Origin of the sequence: Caballeronia choica (assembly GCF_001544535.1) — a bacterium.
Lineage (GTDB): Bacteria > Pseudomonadota > Gammaproteobacteria > Burkholderiales > Burkholderiaceae > Caballeronia > Caballeronia choica.
This window is the reverse complement of the sequence record NZ_FCON02000133.1, coordinates 1-21,323: the sequence shown is the minus strand read 5'-3', so window position 1 is coordinate 21,323 and position 21,323 is coordinate 1. Positions and strand designations below refer to the sequence as shown.

General features: G+C 61.8%; 23 protein-coding genes and 2 pseudogenes. 2 read left to right on the top strand and 23 right to left on the bottom strand.

Annotated features, from left to right (window positions below; all coding sequences use genetic code 11):
- Together AWB68_RS47180 and AWB68_RS34320 are read right to left on the bottom strand one after the other, a co-directional pair.
- On the bottom strand, positions 1-368 hold a 368-nt coding region (locus tag AWB68_RS47180; RefSeq protein ID WP_235028644.1), incomplete at its 3' end, for a VpsR-related response regulator.
- A gap of 348 nt (positions 369-716) precedes the next feature.
- The gene (locus AWB68_RS34320; protein WP_087648729.1) at positions 717-992 is read right to left on the bottom strand and encodes a YlcI/YnfO family protein; all 276 of its coding nucleotides are present in this window, start codon (positions 990-992) and stop codon (positions 717-719) included.
- A 350-nt stretch (positions 993-1,342) separates the two neighbouring features.
- Between AWB68_RS34320 and AWB68_RS49015 the strand changes: the two genes are divergently transcribed.
- On the top strand, positions 1,343-1,489 hold the full coding sequence (locus AWB68_RS49015; RefSeq protein WP_200828873.1) for a hypothetical protein: 147 nt from the start codon (positions 1,343-1,345) through the stop codon (positions 1,487-1,489).
- Between the two features lie 27 nt (positions 1,490-1,516).
- Here the strand turns inward: AWB68_RS49015 and AWB68_RS34315 are convergent, their stop codons facing one another.
- The 19 genes and pseudogenes from AWB68_RS34315 to AWB68_RS47175 form a co-directional block, all read right to left on the bottom strand.
- Positions 1,517-1,792, bottom strand: a complete 276-nt coding sequence (locus tag AWB68_RS34315) for an HU family DNA-binding protein (protein WP_087648728.1) — start codon at positions 1,790-1,792, stop codon at positions 1,517-1,519.
- Positions 1,793-2,786: 994 nt separating this feature from the next.
- On the bottom strand, positions 2,787-3,662 hold the full coding sequence (gene ccmI / locus AWB68_RS34310) for a c-type cytochrome biogenesis protein CcmI (protein ID WP_087648727.1): 876 nt from the start codon (positions 3,660-3,662) through the stop codon (positions 2,787-2,789).
- The gene (locus AWB68_RS34305; protein WP_087648726.1) at positions 3,659-4,144 is read right to left on the bottom strand and encodes a cytochrome c-type biogenesis protein; all 486 of its coding nucleotides are present in this window, start codon (positions 4,142-4,144) and stop codon (positions 3,659-3,661) included. The genes ccmI and AWB68_RS34305 overlap by 4 nt, the downstream gene beginning before the upstream one ends.
- Positions 4,137-4,676, bottom strand: coding sequence for a DsbE family thiol:disulfide interchange protein (locus AWB68_RS34300; protein ID WP_087648725.1), 540 nt, complete (start codon positions 4,674-4,676; stop codon positions 4,137-4,139). The genes AWB68_RS34305 and AWB68_RS34300 overlap by 8 nt, the downstream gene beginning before the upstream one ends.
- Positions 4,673-6,721, bottom strand: coding sequence for a heme lyase CcmF/NrfE family subunit (locus AWB68_RS34295; RefSeq protein WP_087648724.1), 2,049 nt, complete (start codon positions 6,719-6,721; stop codon positions 4,673-4,675). The genes AWB68_RS34300 and AWB68_RS34295 overlap by 4 nt, the downstream gene beginning before the upstream one ends.
- Complete coding sequence (ccmE, locus tag AWB68_RS34290) at positions 6,718-7,185, bottom strand: cytochrome c maturation protein CcmE (protein ID WP_087648723.1); 468 nt, start codon at positions 7,183-7,185, stop codon at positions 6,718-6,720. Before ccmE ends, AWB68_RS34295 begins: the two co-directional genes overlap by 4 nt.
- Positions 7,182-7,370 (bottom strand): hypothetical protein, encoded by a 189-nt coding sequence (locus tag AWB68_RS34285; RefSeq protein WP_087648722.1) that lies wholly within the window; start codon positions 7,368-7,370, stop codon positions 7,182-7,184. The genes ccmE and AWB68_RS34285 overlap by 4 nt, the downstream gene beginning before the upstream one ends.
- Positions 7,367-8,152 (bottom strand): heme ABC transporter permease CcmC, encoded by a 786-nt coding sequence (gene ccmC, locus AWB68_RS34280; protein ID WP_087648721.1) that lies wholly within the window; start codon positions 8,150-8,152, stop codon positions 7,367-7,369. Before ccmC ends, AWB68_RS34285 begins: the two co-directional genes overlap by 4 nt.
- Positions 8,139-8,807, bottom strand: coding sequence for a heme exporter protein CcmB (gene ccmB, locus AWB68_RS34275; RefSeq protein ID WP_087648720.1), 669 nt, complete (start codon positions 8,805-8,807; stop codon positions 8,139-8,141). Before ccmB ends, ccmC begins: the two co-directional genes overlap by 14 nt.
- Entirely contained in the window at positions 8,795-9,490 is a 696-nt protein-coding gene (gene ccmA / locus AWB68_RS34270; RefSeq protein ID WP_235028643.1) for a cytochrome c biogenesis heme-transporting ATPase CcmA, read from the bottom strand. Before ccmA ends, ccmB begins: the two co-directional genes overlap by 13 nt.
- The gene (locus AWB68_RS34265) at positions 9,487-10,110 is read right to left on the bottom strand and encodes a NapC/NirT family cytochrome c (RefSeq protein WP_087648719.1); all 624 of its coding nucleotides are present in this window, start codon (positions 10,108-10,110) and stop codon (positions 9,487-9,489) included. The genes ccmA and AWB68_RS34265 overlap by 4 nt, the downstream gene beginning before the upstream one ends.
- A gap of 9 nt (positions 10,111-10,119) precedes the next feature.
- Entirely contained in the window at positions 10,120-10,590 is a 471-nt protein-coding gene (locus tag AWB68_RS34260; protein WP_374729636.1) for a nitrate reductase cytochrome c-type subunit, read from the bottom strand.
- Positions 10,591-10,632: 42 nt separating this feature from the next.
- On the bottom strand, positions 10,633-13,134 hold the full coding sequence (gene napA / locus AWB68_RS34255; RefSeq protein ID WP_087648717.1) for a periplasmic nitrate reductase subunit alpha: 2,502 nt from the start codon (positions 13,132-13,134) through the stop codon (positions 10,633-10,635).
- Entirely contained in the window at positions 13,106-13,438 is a 333-nt protein-coding gene (locus AWB68_RS34250) for a chaperone NapD (protein WP_087648716.1), read from the bottom strand. The genes napA and AWB68_RS34250 overlap by 29 nt, the downstream gene beginning before the upstream one ends.
- A 70-nt stretch (positions 13,439-13,508) precedes the next feature.
- Positions 13,509-13,682 (bottom strand): periplasmic nitrate reductase, NapE protein, encoded by a 174-nt coding sequence (gene napE, locus AWB68_RS34245; protein WP_087648715.1) that lies wholly within the window; start codon positions 13,680-13,682, stop codon positions 13,509-13,511.
- A gap of 490 nt (positions 13,683-14,172) precedes the next feature.
- Positions 14,173-14,763: a CBS domain-containing protein gene (locus AWB68_RS34240; protein WP_087648714.1), complete on the bottom strand. Its 591-nt coding sequence runs from the start codon at positions 14,761-14,763 to the stop codon at positions 14,173-14,175.
- 469 nt (positions 14,764-15,232) lie between these two features.
- Positions 15,233-15,991, bottom strand: coding sequence for a molybdate ABC transporter substrate-binding protein (locus AWB68_RS34235; protein ID WP_087648713.1), 759 nt, complete (start codon positions 15,989-15,991; stop codon positions 15,233-15,235).
- A gap of 52 nt (positions 15,992-16,043) precedes the next feature.
- Positions 16,044-16,643, bottom strand: coding sequence for a cupin domain-containing protein (locus AWB68_RS34230; protein WP_087648712.1), 600 nt, complete (start codon positions 16,641-16,643; stop codon positions 16,044-16,046).
- A 537-nt stretch (positions 16,644-17,180) separates the two neighbouring features.
- A pseudogene (locus AWB68_RS47175) lies at positions 17,181-17,294 on the bottom strand (IS110 family transposase); the annotation flags it as partial.
- Positions 17,295-17,347: 53 nt separating this feature from the next.
- Between AWB68_RS47175 and AWB68_RS34220 the strand changes: the two are divergent.
- Positions 17,348-17,641 carry a transposase gene (locus AWB68_RS34220; RefSeq protein ID WP_374729635.1) on the top strand — a complete coding sequence of 98 codons (294 nt, stop codon included), beginning with the start codon at positions 17,348-17,350 and terminating at the stop codon, positions 17,639-17,641.
- 103 nt (positions 17,642-17,744) lie between these two features.
- Here AWB68_RS34220 and AWB68_RS34215 read toward each other — a convergent pair whose 3' ends face one another.
- Together AWB68_RS34215 and AWB68_RS34205 are read right to left on the bottom strand one after the other, a co-directional pair.
- Positions 17,745-18,893: a branched-chain amino acid ABC transporter substrate-binding protein gene (locus AWB68_RS34215; protein WP_087648710.1), complete on the bottom strand. Its 1,149-nt coding sequence runs from the start codon at positions 18,891-18,893 to the stop codon at positions 17,745-17,747.
- 2,247 nt (positions 18,894-21,140) lie between these two features.
- Positions 21,141-21,323 (bottom strand): annotated as a pseudogene (locus tag AWB68_RS34205) (IS630-like element ISCARN39 family transposase); the annotation flags it as partial.

Genomic DNA, 21,323 nt, shown 5'->3' with positions numbered 1-21,323 from the left:
ATGCCGTGTGCGTGACCGACGGCATCCACGATACGCTCGTTTGACGTCGGCAGCGTGACGTAATCGAAACAGTAGTCACGGATAAGTCGGCGCGTCGCGGCGTCGTTGATTTGTTCCGGATAACCCGTTGCCACCCATACGATGTGCGAGTTGCCAAGCAATTGCTCGACTGCAGCGAGATCGTGCGGGATTTGAACCCCTGAGAAATCAATAATACCAGCGTCGGCCCGCTCGAATGGTCGCGCTGAGTTGAAACGACTATGGAGTTCGATCGCGTCAATCGACCATCGACGCTCAGAGAGTGATGACCGCAAGTCTTCCGGCATCTCACGGCCCACATAACAAATATTTCGAACTTCCCCGATCATGCCTTTCTCTCCCGTCGTGTTTTATTTATTAACGAGAGTATGCCCCGTCGATGGAAAAACCGACACGGGTCGCAAACGATTCACGTAATTAAAATATAAATCGCGAGCGAGATCGAAAATCGCCGACCAAGCAGAAGTTTCCTTGCAAAGCATTGGTAAATCAAAAATTGAAGATCGTTCTCAAGGCATAGTCACGGGTAAACGCGGCACGCCATGTTGGCAACGCTTGATCAGGCCGGCTTTCGCCTGCAAGGCCCTAGCGAATACGCTGGCCAGCGTCCTCATCTGAACATCGAACCTACGGTTCCCGAAACTTATCGGGTCTTCTCGCCCCGGTCAAGCCTGCTCCTAATTTGTGTGGTCGGTGTATAAGTCGCCAAAGAGGTCTGAAGTCGCGTCGCTCGCCTGCTGCCGTGGCTGCAACGTGCCGCTCCGGACTTGCGAGAGAACATCCTGCGGCAACCACGTATTTTCCATCGCGCCGATGCCGCTCTCGATCATCTGCTGCAAGAAGAACGACTGCTTGCGTCCCGTTACTTCAGCCAGGAGTCGCAACCTTTGCTCGATCTGCGGATCGATCCGTACTGCGACGACCTTCAGCTTGTTTTCCGCGGTCCTTTTCATCGAATACTCCTGTTGGGGTTTTGAAACAGCTGAAACGGACCGGTTTGTGCACTGCCTTCGCCATTGTTCATCGGCACCGGACAACTTTTTTGTTGGGTGCTTACCTCTGCATAGTGGACTGAGCCGGACGAATACCTATTCGGGCGAAGACGCCTCGGCCCCGAACCGTTGAGTTTCCTACTCTAAAGCGACAATTTTGAGGGCGAACGTTTTTATTCCTGGCAGCAAACAGCGTATAGCCATCGAGGCGTACTTGGGCATAATGACGTCACCGCATCCCTTTCGTCACGTCTATGCCTCTCTCCCCCGGTCGCCGTCACATCAAGCGCAAACCCATGCGGAGCACACTCGTGCACTATCGAGACCGCGTCGCCGAAGTACTCGGCGAAGCACGCGGACAGCGCGTGATGATCCGCTCGATTCACGCCGACGGCCGCGAGCGCCGCACCGCCGTCAAGTGGATTCACCTGCTCCCGCTTGATGGCCAGCTCTTCTAGCCCGCCCGCTTTGCCGATCCCGCAGGCTTACTGATTCACGGCGTCCTTGAACGCCTTGCCGGCGGTGAACTTCACCGTTTTAGCGGCGGCAATCTCGATCGTCTCGCCCGTCTGCGGATTGCGGCCCGTGCGCGCTGACCGCTCGCCCGTGGAGAACGTGCCAAAGCCTATCAACTGAACACTGCCGCCGTCAGCGACCGCTTTGGACACGATGTTCAGCACCGCGTCTACGGTCTCGGCTGCCGCGCTCTTGCTGATGCCGGCGTCCGATGCGACCGCGTCTATCAGTTCCTGCTTGTTCATTCCACTGGTCCTCATGTCGTTCGGCCGAGCCAGGAACGGCCTGACGCCCGCTACCTTACCGGAGCGCTCGCCGTCGCGCAAACGGCCAGCGTTCGTTCGGCCCCTGGATTTTGGCACTTTGATGATCGATATTGGGACTGGCTCGACCGAACGTTTTGCGATGCGGTTGCGTATCTATGCTTGTCTACGTTCCGCGAGACACGCCCGGCTTAGCAGTCTGTCGAATCTCAGTTCAGACCCGGGCCAACAAAACGCGAGGCCACTGATGGCCCCCTTTCAGGTCCGACGCCGTTCCGTCCTGACTCATCTATGACGTGTCTCACTCGGCGATGAAGAACTTATCGCGCTTCTACGTCATAAAGCCCAGACCCCGCGGGATCTGCGTCATATGTCGCCGAACTCTTCAGACGTCCACTCGACTGTAGAGCGAGATCGCTAGCGCCCGTCCGAACGCAATTGCCATAACGACGAGCAATTCACTGCTCAGCATTCGCTTGACACAAGCGTCCCTGAATTCCGCGGGCCGGGAAACGGCCGATGTGGCCGCATCGGCAGATGCAACGAGCAGCGTCGCCAGTGGCAGCTACTCTGGCTGGTGTGAGTCATGGCTGTGCTCCTGATACGAAACGAGGCGAGGTGCCTCGTCCATCATCATGAGAACAGCGCGGCTTTCCTGGCCCATACCGCTGCCGCTCCTTGGGAGCCTCAATACCGCGCGAGTGGTTTCGTCCACAGGTCGCTTCGCTGCCATTCGCCCACCGGTAGTCGCGGATGTCAGATCTCACCGTCAGCGAATTGGCGCTTTTGATCATCAACTGTCTTTCAGTCCAATTTCCCTCAATGACTACTGCAAAGCTGCAACGGTCATTCGATCCGTTGCGACGGCGCAGCACGATGCTCAATCGCTCAATGGATTTAAGGTTCTGAGCCGAAGCGGATCGCAAATTTCCGCCCTGAGAGTTGAAGCGTCGTAAAGCGGTTAGCAAAGATTGCGTCACCTTCCGCCCGCCCGATGCCCGATCAGCGCTTGCATCTCTTCGATATTTCTGCGCGCCTGCGCCGCCGCTGGCGAATCCGGCACGAGGACCGCTTCGAGCCTCTGCCAATAATCTATCGCAGCGACGTAATCACTGCGATCCTGCGCAGCCGATCCGGCCAGCGCCAGGGCCTTCGGATTCGCCGGATCGATGGCAAGCGCGGCCTGGATCTGCGCCGATGCCTCCCCGCCAAGACTGCCATTGCGCTCGCTCGCGATGGCATCGGCGTAGTCAGCTCGCAATTGAGCGTCGCCCGGAGTCAGCGCAATCGCTTTTGCATAAGCCGCCGCCGCGTCCTGGGCGCGATCGAGCGCGAAATACGAGCGGGCGAGCATGGCCCAGCCATCCGCGTCGCCGGGCTGCTCTCGCAAACGCATCGCGAGGCGCGACACCATCAGTTCCAGCGGCCCCGAAGCCATGCCGTGCTGCTCACTGTACGCGCGATCGAGCGTCAGTGCGGCAGGCTCGCCGAGATGCAGATACATCGCAAAGGCGGCGGCAGGGATGAACGCGACAAGAACAGCGGCTGTTCCGGCTCCCGTTGCAACACCCCGTATTGACGACGTTTGCGGCGCTCTGGCGGACTCGGCGGACTCCACGTCGTCGAGCAAGCGCGCTTCGATCTCGCATCTTGTCGCCTCATGCAGTTCCTTCGAAAGCGCATCCTCGTGAAGCTCGGCGTCTGCGCGGGCCAGTTCGCCCTGATACAGCGCGACGAGGAGCGAGCGGCTATCGCGAGCGCCGCGCTCGTCTGCGCGGTGTGCCAGAGGCCAAGCCACGCACAGCAAGGCGAACGCGAGCATCGAGCCGGCGATCAACCAAAACGCGGTCATGGCGCGACGTCCTCCGATGAATGGGAGAGCAGCGCATCGACACGGCGGCGCTCATCGCCGGTGAGAGGGTGAGCGGGCATGCCCCGCCGGCGCGCGACGATGCGCGCGAGGACGAAAGCGCCGAGCCCGAGGAGCCCGAACGGACCAAGCCAGAGAAGCCACGTCAGGGGCTTGAGCGGCGGCTTGTACAGCACGAAGTCGCCGTAGCGCTGGACCATGTAGTCGCGAACCTGCGCATCGGTCGCGCCCCGCTCGACCTGCTCGACGATTGTGCCGCGCAGATCGCCGGCAAGCTCGGCGGTGGAGTCGGCCAGCGTCTGGTTCTGGCACACGAGACAGCGAAAGCTTTCCTCGAGCTGGCGGATGCGAACGACATCGTCATGCGCACCGGGGCTTGTGTCGGCCGGTGCCACCGGTGCCGCCAGAGCGGCGCATAGTTCCGCGACAACGAGCCATCCGCGTGTACGCACGATCCTATTCATCGGTACGCTCGCTTTGCAGTTGCCGCACGAGCGGCAGGATCTTCGATTCGAGTGACGCCGCGCTGAGCGGCCCCGCATGCCGGTAGCGAATTACTCCGTGCTTGTCGATCACGAAGGTCTCGGGCACGCCGTACACGCCGTAATCGATACCCGTCCGCCCCGTCCTGTCGACGATCGACGCAACGTAAGGATTGCCCGCTCGCGCGATCCACTCTAGGGCCGCCCTCGGCTCGTCCTTGTAGTCGAGGCCGTAGATTGGCGCGACATTGCGGCGTGCGAACTCGACAAGCAGCGCGTGCTCGTCGCGGCAAGACTGGCACCACGACGCCCACACGTTGAGGACCCACACCTGTCCGCGCAGCGTCGCCGATGAAAGGCGCGCACCGGTCGTTTGCAGCTGCGGCAAGTCGAACGCCGGGGCAGGCTTGCCAATCAATGCGGAAGGGAGCCGGCGCGGATCATGCGACAAGGCCGCCGCGAGAAAAATGCTCAACACGGCGAACACGATCATTGGCGCGAGAAAGCGTTTCATCGGCCGGTCTCCCGGGCTTCCTGCTGCACGCCGGTCTCGCGCGCGATGGCGCCCGACGCCGCCCCGCGCGCCGCATCGCGCACGGCAACGCTCGCGCGCTGCGGGCGCACGCCAAGCCGATAGCGCCGGTCGCTCGCCGCAAGCGCGCCGCCCAGCGCCATCAGCAGACACCCGCCCCAGATCCAGCTCACGAACGGCTTGATATGGATGCGCATGGTCCACGCCGAGCGCCGGCCGGCGCCGACCTCCTCGCCCAGCGCGACATACAGATCGCGAAACACGCCGCGATCGATCGCGGCTTCGGTCATCGGCGTCTGCTGGACGATGAAGAACCGCTTCTCCGGATGCAGCAGCGCGACGCTCCGGTCTCCGCGCGTCACCACGACGCTCGCCTGCACCGCGCGATAGTTGGGCCCGTCACGGTCGCGCGTGCCGTCGAAGCGGAACGTATAGCCGCCCTCGGTCACCGACTGTCCCGTTTCGAGCCGCACGTCGCGCTCGGTTTCATAACCCTTCACGAACGTCACGCCGATGATGAACACGCCGATGCCGGCGTGCGCGAGCAACATCCCGTAGAACGCGCGCGGCAGACGCCCAAAGCGCGCGGCAAACGGCCCCGGCTGTTTCGCGATCCGCTCGAACAGCGCGACCCCCGACGCGCTCACGCTCCACGCGGCAAGCAGCACGCCGAGCCCGACGAGCGGCCTGAATCCGCCGACGATCCACGGCAGTACGAGCGCCGCGACCACGCTCGCCGCGCCCGCCCAGCGCAGCCGCACGGCAAGCTCGGGCAGGCGCGCGGCCTTCCAGCGCGCGATCGGGCCGATGCCCATCAGGAACACGGCGGGTGTCATCAACGGCACGAAGATGGCGTCGAAATACGGCGCGCCTACCGAGATCTTGCCGAGCCCGAGCACATCCAGTCCCAGCGGATAGAGCGTCCCGAGCAGCACCGAGGTGGCGGCGACCATCAGCAGTACGTTGTTCGACAGCAGCAGCGATTCGCGCGACACCACCTCGAAGCCGCCGCCCAGCCCGACCTTCGGCGCGCGCCACGCGAACAACAGCAGTGCGCCGCCGGTCACGACCGAGAGGAACACCAGAATGAAGAGACCGCGCGCGGGATCGGAGGCGAACGAATGGACCGAGGTGATCACGCCCGAGCGCACGAGAAACGTGCCCAGGAGACTCAGCGAAAACGTGCAGATGGCGAGCAGCACGGTCCAGCTTCGAAAGCAACCGCGCTTCTCGGTGACGGCGAGCGAATGGATCAGCGCCGTGCCCGCGAGCCACGGCATGAACGACGCGTTCTCGACCGGGTCCCAGAACCACCAGCCGCCCCAGCCGAGTTCGTAGTACGCCCAGCCGCTGCCGAGCATGATGCCGAGCGTGAGGAAGATCCACGCGGCAATCGTCCACGGCCGCGACCAGCGCGCCCACGCGGCGTTCAGCTCGCCCGACAGCAACGCCGCGATGGCGAAGGCGAACGCCACCGCGAAGCCGACATAGCCCATATACAGGATCGGTGGATGCGACACCATGCCCGGGTCCTGCAGCAGCGGATTGAGGTCGCGGCCGTCCATCGCGGGCGGCAACAGCCGCACGAACGGGTTTGAGGTGAACAGCATGAAGAGCAGGAAGCCGGCGGCGATCCAGCTCATCACCGCGAGCACGCGCGCGACCATCGCGAGCGGCAACCGTCTGCTGAAGATCGAGACCGCGGCCATCCAGAACGTGAGGAGCAGCGTCCAGAGCAGGATCGACCCTTCGTGCCCGCCCCACACCGCCGTGAAGCGATAGATCGGCGGCAGCATCGAATTCGAATTGTCCGCCACGTACAGGACGGAAAAATCGTTGTCCATGAACGACGCCGCAAGACATCCAAACGCAATCGCGACCAGCACGAACTGCGCGCGCGCCACTGGCGGCGCCATGCGCATCCAGCCGTTGACGCCGCGGGCGGCGCCGACGATCGGCAGCACGCCGTTCGCGAGCGCCAGCAAGAACGCAACGATCAGCGCGAACTGGCCCACTTCCGGAATCATCGCCCCGCCTCGTTCGGCGGCCGGTCCGCAATCCGCATGTTCGCGCGCGCCTTGTTGATGACTTCGGCCGCATCGGGCGGCATGTAGTTCTCGTCGTGCTTCGCGAGCACCTGGTCGGCGACGAAGGTGCCATCGGCCATCAGCGTGCCTTCCGCCACGACGCCCTTGCCCTCGCGAAACAGATCGGGCAGCACGCCGCGATAGGTCACTTGGATGTCGCGGGCGGTATCGGTGACGACGAAGTGCACCGTGAGCCCTTCTGCATCGCGCGTAAGCGAGCCTTGCTCGACCAGCCCGCCCACGCGCAACCGCGTGCCGGGCAAGAAGCGCTCCTCGGCGACCTGCGTCGGGCTCACGAAGAACATCACGTTGGCGCGAAACGCGTTGAGCACGAGCGCCGACGCCACGCCGAGCGCCGCGAGGCCGCTCGCGATCCACAGGAGGCGGCGCGCGCGGGACTTCATGGCTCCCGGTCGGTCAGCGAGCGCGCGACGAGCCGCAGCGACACGGTCCTGGCCCCGTGCGTACGCGCGGCCACCGCCAGCTCACGCGCCGCGTTCCGGCTCGCGTGCCACACGAAGAGCGCCTCGGCGGCACAGAGCGCGAACGCGCCGCCGAACGCGATCCACAAATATGCCGAAGGACTCATCGGACGGCACCTCCCGGCTTCATGTTTTCAACGACGCCCGAGCGCATGCGGATGATGCCGCGCACGCGGGCCAGCACGATCGCGATCGTATAACTCCAGAGCGCGAGCGTCATGACGACGATGGCCCACACCATCGACCGTTCCATCGATACGCCGCTGCCAAAACTCAGCGACGCGCCCTGATGCAGCGTGTACCACCACTGCACGGAGAAGTAGATGACCGGAATGTTCACGACGCCCGCGAGCGCCAGCACGGCGCAGGCGCGGTCGGCGCGCGGCGCGTCGTCGATCGCGGCGTGCAGCGCGAGAAAACCCAGGTAGAGAAACAGCAGGATCAGCTCCGACGTGAGCCGCGCATCCCAGACCCACCATGCGCCCCACGTCGGGCGGCCCCACAGCGCGCCGCTCGCGAGCGCGATGAACGTGAAGAGCGCGCCAGTGGGCGCGAGCGCGCGCGCCATCATCGCGGACAAGCGCGCGTTGAAGATCAGGCCGAGCGCCGCGTAGCCCGCCATCACGACGTAGATCAGCATCGACATCCACGCGGCGGGTACGTGGATGAACATGATGCGGTAGACGTCGCCCTGCACGGCATCGGTGGGCGCGACCATGAGGCCGATATAGAGGCCGCAGGCGGCGAGTACCAGCGCGGCGATCGCGAACAGCGGGGTCAGGCGCCGCGCGAGCGCGTCGAACGTCTTCGGCGACGCGTAGTGGAACCAGTGGAACCGTATGCCGTGAGTGCTCATGGTCGGGGCACGCATCGGATCATTGAGCGGCATTGCGCAACGCCGCCGCGCTCGCGCCCGGGCAGCAGACGAGCGCCACGAGCAATCCCGCGCCGAGCAGCGAGAAGTTGGCCGCGGTCCACGCCGCGCCGCGCACGGCGTCGGCCGCGCCGACGCCGAAGATCAGCACCGGAATCTCGAGCGGCAGCACGAGCACCGCGAGCAGCACGCCGCCGCCGCGCACGCCGACCGTCAGCGCCGCACCGATCGAGCCGATCAGCGCCAGCACCGGCGTGCCCAGCAAGAGCGACGCGCTCAGCAACAGCACGGCATGCGCCGCGAGATCGTACTGAAGCGCGATGACGGGCGTGAGCAGCACGAGCGCGAAGCCGCTCGTTAGCCAGTGCGCCGCGATCTTCGCGAACACCACCGCGACGAGCGGTTGCGGCGCGAGCAGCATCAAATCGAGCGAGCCGTCGTCGAAATCCTGGGCGTAGAGGCGCGGCGCTGCGAGCATCGTCGCGAAGAGCGCCGTGACCCATAGCACACCGGGCGCGATCGCGTTGAGCAGTTTCGGGTCGGCGCCGACCGCGACCGGAAAGAGACTCGTCGCGATGACGAAGAACAGCAGGCAGCCGAGCGCGTCGGTGCGCCGCCGCCAGGTCAGCGCGAGTTCGCGACGCACGACGCACGCGATCAGATGAGGCATGACCCGGTCCGCTCGAAGCAGAAATAGCGCGTCGCGTCCGACGCGGTGTCGATCGGACGATGCGTCGTCATTACCGCGATCCCGCCGCGCTCGACATGTTCCGCGACGCACGCCGCGATGAGTCGCGCCGATTCGGCATCGAGCGCGGCGGCGGGTTCGTCGAGCAGCCAGAGCGGCTTGTGCTCCAGCAACAGGCGCGCGATCGCGATGCGCCGCTGCTGTCCTTGCGACAGCGCCCCCGCGAGCCGGTGTTCGCAGGCGGCAAGCCCGAGCCGGCCCAAGGCGCGATGCTCGGAGTGCGCATCGGTCGTGTCGCAGTCGGCGGCGGCGCCCAGGCGCGCGGCGAAGCGCAGGTTCTCGACCACGCTCAGGTCACGGCTCACCGCGTTCGCATGGCCGACATACGCGAGCGAGCGGCGCCAGTCCGCAGCCCGCTTCCTCGTGTCGGCACCGCGCCAGCGGATCGTCCCGGCGGCCGGACGCAACAGGCCCGCGAGCACGCGCAGGAGCGTCGTCTTGCCGCTGCCATTCGGCCCGTGGATCTGCAGCACTTGCCCCGCGTCGGCCTCGAAGCTGACTTCGCTGAAGACCGTTTCGCTGCCGCGGCAAAACGCGAGACCGGACACCGACAGCATCAATGGCGCGCTGTCTCTGTCGGGATCGCCGCACGCGTGCATGCTCATTTCCCCTTGGTCTCGCGCGAGCCATGCGCCTGTTCGTCGAGCGCCGCCTGCGTCATGTTCGGCAATTGGTGTGCGATGCCCTTGTGACAATCGATACAAGTCTTCTCGCCGGTCGCGAGGTAGGTCTGATGCGCATTCTGGGCGCGCGGGCTCTGGCGCGTGAAGTCCATCGATTCGAACGAATGGCAGTTGCGGCATTCCAGAGAGTCGTTGGCCTTGAGGCGCTGCCATTCATGCTCGGCGATTTCGAGCCGGCGGTCGAGGAATTTCTCGCGGGTATTGATCATGCCGAACACCTTCGCCCACACTTCCTTCGACGCCTGCATCTTTCTCGCCATCTTGTCGGTCCAGTTGTGCGGGACGTGGCAATCCGAGCATTTGGCGCGCACGCCGCTCCTGTTCGAATAATGGATCGTCGTCTTGAGTTCGGCGAAGGTATTGTCCCGCATCTCGTGGCAGCCCGTGCAGAACGCCTCGGTGCTGCTAAATTCCAGTGCCGTATTGAACGCTCCCCAGAACACGACGCCCGCGATGAACCCACCGAGCGTCAGGAAGCCGAGGCTGTAGTACGCGCTGGGCCGGTTGATCGTGCGCCAGTAGCGCTTTACCAGGTCGAGCATTGCACGCCCCTAGTTCTTGCGGGTCGCGGGCGGCTTGGGCCCGGGCGCCACGCGGATATCCTCGATGTCCGTGAACGTGTTGCTGACAAGTGGTTTGGCATCGGCCTGCGGAACGTGGCACTGCGTGCAGAAGTAGCGCCGCGGCGAGACATAGCCCAGCGTCTCCCCAGCGCGATTGGCGTAGTGTGTAACGCCAATGGGCACGGCGTCGTTCTCCGCCGCGCGGCTGCGCGCATGGCACGACAGACATCGATTTGCGTTCTTGTCGACTTGATAGCCGTCGATCTTGTGAGGAATCGTCGGCGGCTGCTGTGCGTAAGCGCGGCCACGGATCACGTCCTTGTTTTCGGTGGGGAAGATCAGCGGAGGCTTCGCCTCCTCGTCGAGCGGCGTGGTGCCGCGCAGGCCATCGTGAAACGGCTCGGCGGGCACGGCGGGCTGGGCCCGCAACCCGGGCATCGTTAGCAGGCAGCCGAGCATGCAACAGCGTGAAAGGACGATCGAGGTTCGCATGGCAGCCCCCTATACCTTGACGATCCTGACCGCGCACTTCTTGTAGTCGGTCTGGAACGAGATCGGGTCGGTCGCGTCGAGCGTCACCTTGTTGATCAACTGGCTCGCATCGAACCATGGCACGAAGACGAGCCCGCGCGGCGGCTTGTCGCGTCCGCGCGTCTCGACGCGCGTGCGGATATAGCCGCGCCGCGACATCACCTTCACCTCCACGCCGCGCCGCAAACCCATCGCTTTCGCGTCGTCCGGATGCATGAAGCAGACGGCGTTCGGAAACGCGCGATACAGCTCCGGCACGCGCCGCGTCATCGATCCCGAATGCCAGTGTTCGAGCACGCGCCCGGTGGAGAGCCAGAACGGGTATTCCTGGTCCGGCACTTCGGGCGGCGGCTCGTAGGGCAGCGCCCAGATCACCGCGCGGCCGTCCTTGTTGCCGTAGAACTGCCAGCCGGTGCCGGCCTTCACGTACGGGTCGCTGCCTTCCTTGTAGCGCCAGCGCGTCTCCTTGCCGTCGACGACCGGCCAGCGCAGCCCGCGTGCCTTGTGGTAGTCGTCGAACGGGGCGAGGTCGTGGCCGTGGCCGCGTCCGAACGACGCGTATTCCTCGAACAGCCCCTTCTGGATATAGAACCCGAACGCCTTGCCGTCATCGTTGCGATAGGCCGAATCGCTTTGCGACAGCGGGAATTTATCGACGTTGCCATTGCGGTACAACACGTCGTAGAGCGTTTTGCCCTTCAGTTCGGGCTTCTGCGCGATCAGCTCGGGCGGCCAGACTTCCTCGACCTTGAAGCGCTTCGAAAACTCGACGAGCTGCCACAGGTCCGAGCGCGCGCCGTCGGGCGGCGGCACGAGCTGATGCCAGAACTGGGTGCGGCGTTCCGCGTTGCCATAGGCGCCCTCTTTTTCGACCCACATTGCGCTCGGCAGGATCAGGTCGGCGGCCACCGCCGTCGCGGTCGGATACACATCCGACACGACGATGAAATTGTCCGGATTCCGATACCCTGGCAACGTCTCCTGCATCAAGTTGGCGGCAGCCTGCATGTTGTTGTTGACCATCACCCAGTACGCGTTGAGCTTGCCGTCCTTCAGCATGCGGTTCTGCTGCACCGCGTGGAAACCGGGCTTCTCGGGAATCGTGCCGGGCGGCAGCTTCCAGATTTCCTCGGCGTGCTTGCGGTGTTCCGGATTGGCGACGAGCATGTCCGCCGGCAGCCGGTGCGAGAACGTGCCCACTTCGCGCGCCGTGCCGCACGCGGACGGCTGCCCCGTCAGCGAGAACGGGCTGTTGCCGGGCGTCGAGATCTTGCCGGTCAGCAGGTGCAGGTTGTAGACCATGTTGTTGGCCCACGTGCCGCGCGTGTGCTGGTTGAAACCCATCGTCCAGAACGAGACCACCTTGATCTTCGGATCGGCGTAAAGCTCGGCGAGCTGGTCGAGCTTCACCTTCGGGATGCCCGAGAGCTTCGTCACGTAGGCGGCGTCGTACTTCGAGACGAATTTGGCGAACGCGTCGAAGTCCATCGGCTTCGAGCCGGTCGCATCGTTCGCGTTTTTCGCGGCCTTCTGTAGCGGATGATCCGGCCGCAGTCCATAGCCGATGTCGGTATTGCCTTCCTTGAACACGGTGTGCTTCGTCACGAAGTCGCGATTCACGCGATTCGTCTTGATGATGTAGTTCGCGATGTAGTTCATGATCGCGAGGTCCGACTGCGGCGTGAAGATGAGCTGCTGGTCCGCGAGGTCGAAGCTGCGGTGCTCGAAGGTGGACAGCACGGCGACCTTCGTCTTCGGTACGCTGAGCTTGCGGTCCGTCACGCGCGTCCACAGGATCGGGTGCATCTCCGCCATGTTCGAGCCCCACAGCACGAAGGCGTCGGTCGCTTCGATGTCATCGTAGCAGCCCATCGGCTCGTCCATGCCGAAGGTGCGCATGAAGCCCGTCACGGCCGAAGCCATGCAGTGGCGCGCGTTCGGATCGATGTTGTTGGTGCGAAAGCCCGCCTTCATCAGCTTGACGGCGGCGTACCCCTCGAACACCGTCCACTGGCCGGAGCCGAACATGCCGATCGCCGTCGGCCCTTTCGCTTTGAGCACGCGCTTGAACTGTGCCTCCATCAGGTCGAAAGCCTGCTTCCACGAGACCGGCGTGAACTCGCCGTCCTTGTCGTACTTGCCGTCTTTCATGCGCATGAGCGGCGTGGTGAGGCGATCCGCGCCGTACATGATTTTCGAGAGGAAATAGCCCTTCACGCAGTTGAGCCCGCGATTGACCTCCGCCTGCGGGTCGCCTTGCGTCGCGACAACCCTGCCCGCCTTCACCCCGACGCTGACGCCGCAGCCCGTGCCGCAGAAGCGGCACGGCGCCTTCGACCAGGTCAGGTCGCCGCCAGCCACGTCCGCCGCGCGGTCCGCATTCACTGCCAGGGCCGGCAGCGTGATGCCCGCGGCGGAGGCTGCCGTAGCGGCGGCGGTTTGCCTAATGAACGCCCGCCGGGTCAGTTTCATCACCAATCTCCTCGTCGAGCGACTCGACGTCTTCGTGATGCTGGTAAATGAGCGCCGCTGAGTAGACACCGGGTAGCGCGTGAATCGCGGTGAGTTGCTCGACGATATCCACCGAGCGTCGGGCCTCCAGCGTGATCACGAGTTTTCCCGCCGGACTCACCGCATGGATTTGCGCGCCGGGCAGAATTGAAATAAACCGTCGGATTGATTCGATATGTGCGTGATCGGCATGTACGATGATTCCCGCAATATGCTCTTCTGGCGATTCATCATTCGCGATGCACTCACGCGCGCGAGCGGACATTCTGGTGGCTCCAAGCAGCTTAATTAATCAGCGTGCGAGTAAAACCCAACCGCGGCAGCGGCAGCGGCAATCAATGAGGCGGCCCGGCGATCAGAAGCTGATAAAACCACACGACGAAACCGTATGCCGCGATAAACATGACGGTCAGCACGGGCACCATGACTGCGGTCAGAAACAGGAAGCTGCGGAGTTCTTCCGCTTTTCGATGGCCGCTTTCGGCGACTGCGTTTTGTGCATCTGTCATGGCTCGTTGCACTCGTGAGGACGGTACGGAGCAGTTTTTTGGGGGAACGTTCTAAATTTATTGTTGTCGCGTATAGAGCTTTCGTCAAGGCAATAGTTGGCAAGTATCAAACCATCGCCGTCCACTGGCACCCGGATGACGTCTTCATCCTGCTGGACCTGAGCTATGGCATCTTTATCTACACGCAGCGCTCGCCGGCGCGGAGTCGGGCAGCTCGGCGCCGACCTACCTGTTCAGCAACGCGTACCCGGCGCAGCCCAGCGCCGACGTGAAGAACCGCATCACTTTCCTGATCTACCCAAAGCGCGGCGACTGGCTGCCCGCCGGCGATGCCCCGCGCATGAAAAGGACTGCCCGAAAGCATCCCTGACCCCGCTTGTGTAGCAGTCACATCACGCGATCAGCGAGTCGTCGACAACGCGTCGCTCCGCGCTGTGGCCACCCGTGAGAGCATCGATTTCGCTGTTACGTCATAATAACTGACCACGTGTCAGAGAACCTCTTTTCGGCACATGACTGCCACTGTATCCGACTGCGTCAGCATTCCAACCAGCTTCTTATCGTCGAGCACAACAGGCATGTGATGATGCCCTTTGGCCATGGAGCGGGGGATGACGTCAGCCACTGGTGTCGCTGCATCAACCGTCGCCACAGCGGACGACATCACACTGCGGATCGGCAGCTGCCGCCTCTCCCTCTGCGCCCTCCGTCGATCCACTTCCCCGGGAAACCGGCGGACCCTGGGGTGAAGCGGTTGAAGATCCACGCCTATCAGGCGATGTCCTGAGTCAAGCACGGGCAGCGGTTTGATTCGGCGTTTATCTAACAGATTGAGTGCATCACCAATCGTTTCATCTCCAGTGACGCTCATGACGGACATGCGCATGACCTCGGCGCAAGTCATTTCCATCAGACTCCTGAAGTAAACTTGCTGCTGCAGTTGCTTGCGCAGCAACTCGAAGCGATCCAGGTCCACGTCGGGCGCGCCCGACTCGCCCCGAAAGGAATGACCCGCGTCAAGCTGTGCTGTGGCATCGCGAACACCCGTTAGCCACCTTGCAAACTTGGATCCGACTGCCATGTTTATCTCGGTCAGAGTCAATCCTACTCAAAGTAAACATATCACAACATGACGCGCTTGGACACGGCGCATTTTATAAAATTCGATCAGCCTTTTTCACGCAGTCCCGGCGCGGGGTTCATGGCGCATGGACACTAACAGTCACATCGTGCTATTGATTCCTTTTCCAACACGGCAGTAACATCAAGCATGCGAACGGAAGCCTGATAACGCGATGCGATGGGTTTCCACAGTGCCGCGTAACGTTCCTGAGCGGCATGATCCTCGACATTCGAACCTAGAATGAGCCAATAGCCTTTCATCAAATCTCCTCACGACAACCCGCTGTTTTGAGCTCATCGCGCTCTGCTCGAAATTCTCCTGCTGGGTCGGTCAGAATATTCCTCGTCAGCGAAGGATTCGTGCTCGACCTCGACCTTGTTGCGGTCGAGTCCACCCCAGTCGCCGAGCTATTCCGCGGGCTGGTAATTCACTTTGCGCCGTTTGCGGCGAAAATCTCCGTTGCCTGTGGCGACATCAGGAACCTGATGAACCTTTCGGCCGAATCGCGTCGCAAGGTGTTCGCCGAGAGCACGGCAGTATACGTGAGAGTACTCTGAAGATCGCCTGGAAGCGGTCCAAGGAGCTTGATGCCGGGTGTTGTGGCGATGAGCGGTATCGTACCCGCCACCATGTCGTTGCCCTTGCCCTTTAACACAGCTTCAAAGATGTCATTGGGTGCCGTACGCAAGATCTTCGGCTTCAGCGTTTCTGCAATTCCCAGCCGCTCGAGGGTGTTTGCAAAGGCCTGTCCGGACTTAACACTGTTAAAGACAATGAGGTCTGCACCGAGCAAGGTGTTCTTAAGTTTCTCAACAGTTGAAATGTCGTACGCCGGAGCGTCCTTCCGATTACCAAGGCCGACGCCAACGTGAGCGATGATCGGTCTTTCTCCGGCATTCACCTTGCCGGATTTAGTGAGATCCTCAGCAAAGTCCGGTTGAACGATAACTACGTCGGCCGTTTCGCCACCCTCAATCCTTTTCTTCACAACGGGCGATGGAGCGAACGCCAAGATGACCTGATTGTGTGTCTGCTGGCGATAGAGATCGACGACCTTGGTCAATGCAGGCTCGAGGGGGCTATCGCTCATGACCATGATGTTCGCTGCTTGAACCGTCGCTGTGAACATCGATAATGAGACGGCCAGGAAGGTGCTCAGGCTGACGCGCTTAAGTCTTGCGTTCATGGTGGGCGGACTCACGGTGTTGATCGTTGCGCGTTGGTCAGGACGCCGCCGCTCACGGGAAGTTTGCAGGAGATGAAAACGGTTTGGTGTCGTCGAGCACGAACATCACCAGGGCGTGCAGATCCGTCGAGCCACTGGACGAGACTTGCATCGGCATACCAGCCCCGTGGCCGGGCTCGGCATGCCCTGCCTTGACGACCATCACTCCGTCTGGAGTACGTACGCTTTGTGCTCCGGTAAGTACGAAGAAAGTCTCCGAGCCCGGATGAGTATGCACACGAGTCGTGCTGCCAGGAGCGCCGCTAGCCGCATTGATCCTGAGTAGATATCGCGGCGCAGTAAACCGGGGGATAGGCCCAACCTCGGCCACCTTCGTGCCACCCGCGGACGATCCTGCTGCCGGGCCAAGCGTGAAAAGCCAGGCTTTGCCCGCCGATTCGGCGACAAGCGCCCAGTTGCCTGCGGCGGATTGTGCCTGCTCACGTGTCGGAAAGCTTTCGATCCGCCAGAAAAGTTGTCCAGGCGGTAACTCGGTGACCTTTTTCTCGGCTAGCGACTTGACGACCAATGGCGCCTGCGCGACCGCCGCCGATGCCAGCAAGCACTGTCCAAACGTCGTAGCCAACAGGAAACTGACAAGAAATCGTGTCATGAGAAAGACCGCCGTTCGTGCACTGATACAAGCCTCTCTGGAGCGTCAGCTTGCGAAAATGAAGCACCTGCTCCGTATGTAAGAACCCTAGGACACGAAGCGCGGCTTAGTCAGGCTCGTTTTCCCGCATCGCGAGTGAGCCACGGGCGAAATGATCGGCGGGGTCACGCTAAAGCGCGGTGACCGGCATGTCCGACGCTTTTACGAGGCTCCGTGGATCGGAGAGGGGACGCACCGGCGGCCAGAATTACTCGATCATATGAGAAGCGAATTCCCGTGCGTTCCTTTTGGTGTGCCCTGCGCTCCGGAGACCGTCGTGGAAAGCTGGCAGAAAAGCGTCGCCACGTCTGTCGCCCAAGTTGATCACCCGCTAGATTCGAGCGATGACCTGCTTCATGGTTATGGCTGTGTGGCGGAATGGACACTCCGGTCGGACCGGCGCTTGTAGATCTCTGATATATCCGACGGCTGCAGTACGAAGCCATCAGGCCCGATGAGGAGCAAGCGCGCAATTATCCATGATGGCTCGTGCGGCAGCAGAAACTGCGCCCGCTTGATCGGCCGGTTCACGATCTCTCCGGTTTCCTGATCTACGTAATGCGCCTGGAGCACGTGCTTGGCGATATCCACGCCCACTGCCGTACAATTCACCATTGGGTCCTCCGGTTGCCTGGAAAGCTAATATTTCATACTTAGGCACATGGATGCCGCTGGCCCGTGAAGATACACCTTCCTGTGCCGTCTCGTTCACGGGCGGGGCGCGTTCATGTCAATTCAGGTTCAACCTCGCCGATTTCGACTGCGAAGAGGCGCTTTACGACAGCGCCAGCCTGCGCCGCTTTGCGAGGATTGATCTGGGCTCTGAAGCAGTCCTTGACCGCCACCGCGTTGTTGAAGTTTCGCGGATTCTCGAAACACACAAACCGGGCGAGCAGTTGTTTGCCGAAGTCGGCCGGAAGCTTCAGTCGAGCGGCATGGGGCTCGAGAGCGGCACGTGACCGTGGATCGCGACCATCGCCGGTGCGCCGAGTTCGACAAGAATAAGCAGACGGCACGTGATCCCGAGATGCATCAGACCACGAACGGTCGCCACAAATCCGCTCAGAGGCCGCTTACCGTCTTGATCGTCACCCACTGGCCGTTCTTCACCTGATAGACGGTGGACGAGCCGTTCTTCAGCGAGCCGTTTGCATTGAACTCGATATGGCCGGTGATGCCGTCGAAGCTGATGCTTTGCAGCTTCGCACGGTAGTCATCGGGTTTCGTCGAATTGGCCGCCTGCATCGCTTTAATGGCGGTCCACGCCGCGTCATAGCCGAAGGGCGCGTACGAGAGGACGTCCTCGCCGAACTTCTGCCTGAAGCGTTCGGCGAACTTCGCGCCTACGGGCGTGCTGTCGAGCGGACGGCCGTATTCCCATGCCATAGCGCCTTCCGACACGTCGCCCGAGAGCTTGATGAAGTCGATGTCCTTCACGCCGCCTCCTCCAACATACTGCGCTTTGATGCCCAGCTGGTTCATCTGCTTCATGATGCTGGCCGCCTGCGGATTGAGGGCTCCCACGAAAATCAGATCAGGGTTCTTTCCCTTGATATTCGTGAGCTGCGTCTTGAAGTCCGTCGCTTGATTCGTGGTGTATTCGCGATCGATGATGTCGCCGCCGAGCGCTTTGACCGCCTTTACGAACTCATCGGCTTCACCTTGGCCGAATGCCGTTCGGTCGTCGATGACGGCGATGCGCTTGGCCTTCGTCGTCGTGACCGCATAAGCGCCCGCGGTGCCCGCGTTTTGTGCGTCGCTCGAGATCACCATGAAGACGTTCTTGAAACCGCGGCCGCTGATGGCCGGATTCGTGGCGGCCGGATCGATGTCGGGCAGGCCAGCTTTTTCGTAGAGATCGGACGCGGGGATGGTCGTGCCCGAGTTGAAGTGGCCAACAACGACCGAAACGCCTTCGTCTACGAGTTTTTGCGCGACTTGCACGCCGACGCGCGGATCAGCCTGATCGTCTTCGGCGACGAGTTCGAACGAGACGGGCTGGCCATTGATTTTGACGCCTTGCGCCTTGGCGTCATCGATCGCCATTTTAACGCCGTTCTCCAAATCTTTGCCGTAATTCGCGTTAGGTCCAGTGAGCGGTGCGGCAAAACCGATTTTCACGACAGTATCCGCGCGCGAGGCGAGCGGTGCAACAGCGAGAAGTGCGCCGACCGCAACCGCAATAGGAGTGAAAGTCTTCGCAAAACGCATGTTGTCTCCTTTGCCGGCAAGTATGAGTTCACTGCTTTGGCGTGCATGCCGGCTTTGTTCTCCCGCTTCGCGCGTTCTGCGCAGTCGGAGCGGCGGCAGGTGCACGGCTCTTGTTCGAATCGACTGCGTGCGGGGCTCACGCTAAGTAGGCGTTGTATCGATCGAACCGCTCCGGGTGAGAAGCGCCGCGGCAATCCTTGGGAGCGTCCAAAGGAAGGCGATATCACTTGACCTGTCGCGACTATTCGTATCCGCATTACGGCACAGCGGGGCATATAGAGCAATCAGGACAAGTACTCCCACCTGTTCGCGATTAACAATCTATGAACGTGCTTACGGGTTTCCGGCGCTCGCGTTCAACGAGGAGGTAGCTTTGGTCATCACACTGGTCGCGACAGGCGCGAAAATCGCCTGTACGAACAAAGTCCGAGTAACGACCAGCGCGCGGTTCGACTCCCGCGCACCGCAGACCCACCGCAGCGGCTCGCACGCGCCCTGCTCAGCTCAAGCGCCCCGGACAACGCAAAGTCGATCATTTCCCAGGACGCGAGCATCGATAGCACCGGCGCCTCGACACCTTAGTCCGATCGTTTCTCGCCCACTCTTGCGCCGACGTGACCTGCTCAGGCCGCGGCCAGTTAGTTCGACCGAAGCAGGATCGATTTGACAACCGCTGCCTCACCGGATAGCTCGCCGTCGCGCAAACGATCAACGTCCATTTAGCGCCGAGATCTCTGCATTAGCGATGATTCGCAATGGAACTGGCTAAACGAAAGTTTTGGACTGCGATCGCGAAAATATGGCCGCACAAATGCACACATACATTACGCAAGCCGCGCTGGACATTACCGCCTGTCGAGTCCCGTTCCGCATCTTTGAGAAGCATCGTAAGCCCGCGCCGACCATCGCTCAATACTTATTCGAGGATCTCGAAGAGCGCTTAATCGGTAGTAAGGGGGTATTGTCTCTAGGCCCCCTCGGGCTGAGGAAGATCCCGGGGGTCGATCTGAGCCATTCCGTAGGAAAGGGCGAATCTTCTAGCCTCTACCGGACAAGGGAAATGTCCTAAAACTCCGGTGGCGCGTTGGAGACCATTGTCGCTTCTCAAATGTCCGAACCTCTCGGTCAAGTCAACTGTGCGCTTGCCAAAGCGTTGAGTCATTCAAAAATATTCCCTATTTAACAATTGCAGACCGACCGTGCCACAGCGATTCGGACTAACCCGAGTTTTAACCGTCCGAAACCCATATATTTCGTCGTCGACGTACGCGACTGAAATCTGACAACCCTGAAAGCATCCGGATGCTTGCCTAAACGACCTAGAGCCTGATGTGATTCTTACCGATCCGCGCGGCACCTGGCAAGAAGCAATGTGTCCAGCCGCATCGCAATCCTGGCGGAAGCGCAACGCACTCGCGAAGCGACCCAAACTTGGGCACTCGCCAGCCGCCAGGAGGTGCCGTCTTCACTCGCGTCGTCTTTCTAACCGCCAAAGGCCATGGGGACCGCTTCTTCGGTGACGTCGGATCGTCCACATCCCGAAGCCGGCGCCCCGGGATTGACCCGCGCGCGCAGCGCACTACGATCGAACGGCTTCTGAAGATGACCTCGCGCTTCGGTGGGACCGAGCGCACAGTGTCCTTGCGCAGAGGGTGAGATGGCCCGGAATATCCTTGAAACCAGCCGACGTTGCGGCCCCGACTTGCTAGCCCGCGGATAGGGTATTTCTTTAGCCTCGCGCTACGTGCGGTTGACGTTTCGCGCCCCGATCAGTCACAAGAGTCTCCAGCATCCGCGGCGCACAGACACTCACGCGCGTCATGGTCTCAGCGCAACCTCCGGCATCGTCATTCTAACTCCGCACACAACCGCGCCTTTTTTTTGGGCCTGAGTAGTCGCCGGCGCACTGGGTCTGATGACGATTGCGGTTGTGCCGAGCTCCGACGCGAGCGCGGAGCCCATCCGATCGCATCGGAAGCATTCACGAGCGTGCCCGGCGTGACCACGGCCGCCGTCTGTGCCGCGAGATATGGCACTCGAACGGCGAAGCATAGCGGCGTATAAAGAAGACTGAGCGCAACACTTCGCGTGAGGTTTACAGGAATCGAAGGGCATTCCCCGGTTGCCGGAAGAAATGCGCGGCGCCTCCCGACTAAAGATAGAAGCGCGAGTAATCCATGTCCCTCGATTGCGACACGCACATACGGGCCTCGCTTTTGATTATTGATCTTTCCATAAAACATGACATCACCACAACGTTGCCTGAATCCAGCACGCGGCGATGATCGAAGGCCTTTTCTGAGCGCTCTTAAGCTTGTTGCGGGCGATGGTATGCAACTCGGCGAGGTTGTCGGGGCAGAAGTTCGCAATCGCATGACGCTTGAGCCATGCCCACAGGTACTCGACGGGATTGAGTTCCGGACAATACGG

Excerpts from the sequence above, each read along its gene's own strand:
- AWB68_RS34320 (WP_087648729.1), bottom strand. The coding sequence starts at position 992 with ATGAAAAGGACCGCGGAAAACAAGCTGAAGGTCGTCGCAGTACGGATC.
- AWB68_RS34315 (WP_087648728.1), bottom strand. The coding sequence starts at position 1,792 with ATGAACAAGCAGGAACTGATAGACGCGGTCGCATCGGACGCCGGCATC.
- ccmI (WP_087648727.1), bottom strand. The coding sequence starts at position 3,662 with ATGACCGCGTTTTGGTTGATCGCCGGCTCGATGCTCGCGTTCGCCTTG.
- AWB68_RS34305 (WP_087648726.1), bottom strand. The coding sequence starts at position 4,144 with ATGAATAGGATCGTGCGTACACGCGGATGGCTCGTTGTCGCGGAACTA.
- AWB68_RS34300 (WP_087648725.1), bottom strand. The coding sequence starts at position 4,676 with ATGAAACGCTTTCTCGCGCCAATGATCGTGTTCGCCGTGTTGAGCATT.
- AWB68_RS34295 (WP_087648724.1), bottom strand. The coding sequence starts at position 6,721 with ATGATTCCGGAAGTGGGCCAGTTCGCGCTGATCGTTGCGTTCTTGCTG.
- ccmE (WP_087648723.1), bottom strand. The coding sequence starts at position 7,185 with ATGAAGTCCCGCGCGCGCCGCCTCCTGTGGATCGCGAGCGGCCTCGCG.
- AWB68_RS34285 (WP_087648722.1), bottom strand. The coding sequence starts at position 7,370 with ATGAGTCCTTCGGCATATTTGTGGATCGCGTTCGGCGGCGCGTTCGCG.
- ccmC (WP_087648721.1), bottom strand. The coding sequence starts at position 8,152 with ATGCCGCTCAATGATCCGATGCGTGCCCCGACCATGAGCACTCACGGC.
- ccmB (WP_087648720.1), bottom strand. The coding sequence starts at position 8,807 with ATGCCTCATCTGATCGCGTGCGTCGTGCGTCGCGAACTCGCGCTGACC.
- ccmA (WP_235028643.1), bottom strand. The coding sequence starts at position 9,490 with ATGAGCATGCACGCGTGCGGCGATCCCGACAGAGACAGCGCGCCATTG.
- AWB68_RS34265 (WP_087648719.1), bottom strand. The coding sequence starts at position 10,110 with ATGCTCGACCTGGTAAAGCGCTACTGGCGCACGATCAACCGGCCCAGC.
- AWB68_RS34260 (WP_374729636.1), bottom strand. The coding sequence starts at position 10,590 with ATGCTCGGCTGCCTGCTAACGATGCCCGGGTTGCGGGCCCAGCCCGCC.
- napA (WP_087648717.1), bottom strand. The coding sequence starts at position 13,134 with ATGAAACTGACCCGGCGGGCGTTCATTAGGCAAACCGCCGCCGCTACG.
- AWB68_RS34250 (WP_087648716.1), bottom strand. The coding sequence starts at position 13,438 with ATGTCCGCTCGCGCGCGTGAGTGCATCGCGAATGATGAATCGCCAGAA.
- napE (WP_087648715.1), bottom strand. The coding sequence starts at position 13,682 with ATGACAGATGCACAAAACGCAGTCGCCGAAAGCGGCCATCGAAAAGCG.
- AWB68_RS34240 (WP_087648714.1), bottom strand. The coding sequence starts at position 14,763 with ATGGCAGTCGGATCCAAGTTTGCAAGGTGGCTAACGGGTGTTCGCGAT.
- AWB68_RS34235 (WP_087648713.1), bottom strand. The coding sequence starts at position 15,991 with ATGAACGCAAGACTTAAGCGCGTCAGCCTGAGCACCTTCCTGGCCGTC.
- AWB68_RS34230 (WP_087648712.1), bottom strand. The coding sequence starts at position 16,643 with ATGACACGATTTCTTGTCAGTTTCCTGTTGGCTACGACGTTTGGACAG.
- AWB68_RS34220 (WP_374729635.1), top strand. The coding sequence starts at position 17,348 with ATGCCGCTGGCCCGTGAAGATACACCTTCCTGTGCCGTCTCGTTCACG.
- AWB68_RS34215 (WP_087648710.1), bottom strand. The coding sequence starts at position 18,893 with ATGCGTTTTGCGAAGACTTTCACTCCTATTGCGGTTGCGGTCGGCGCA.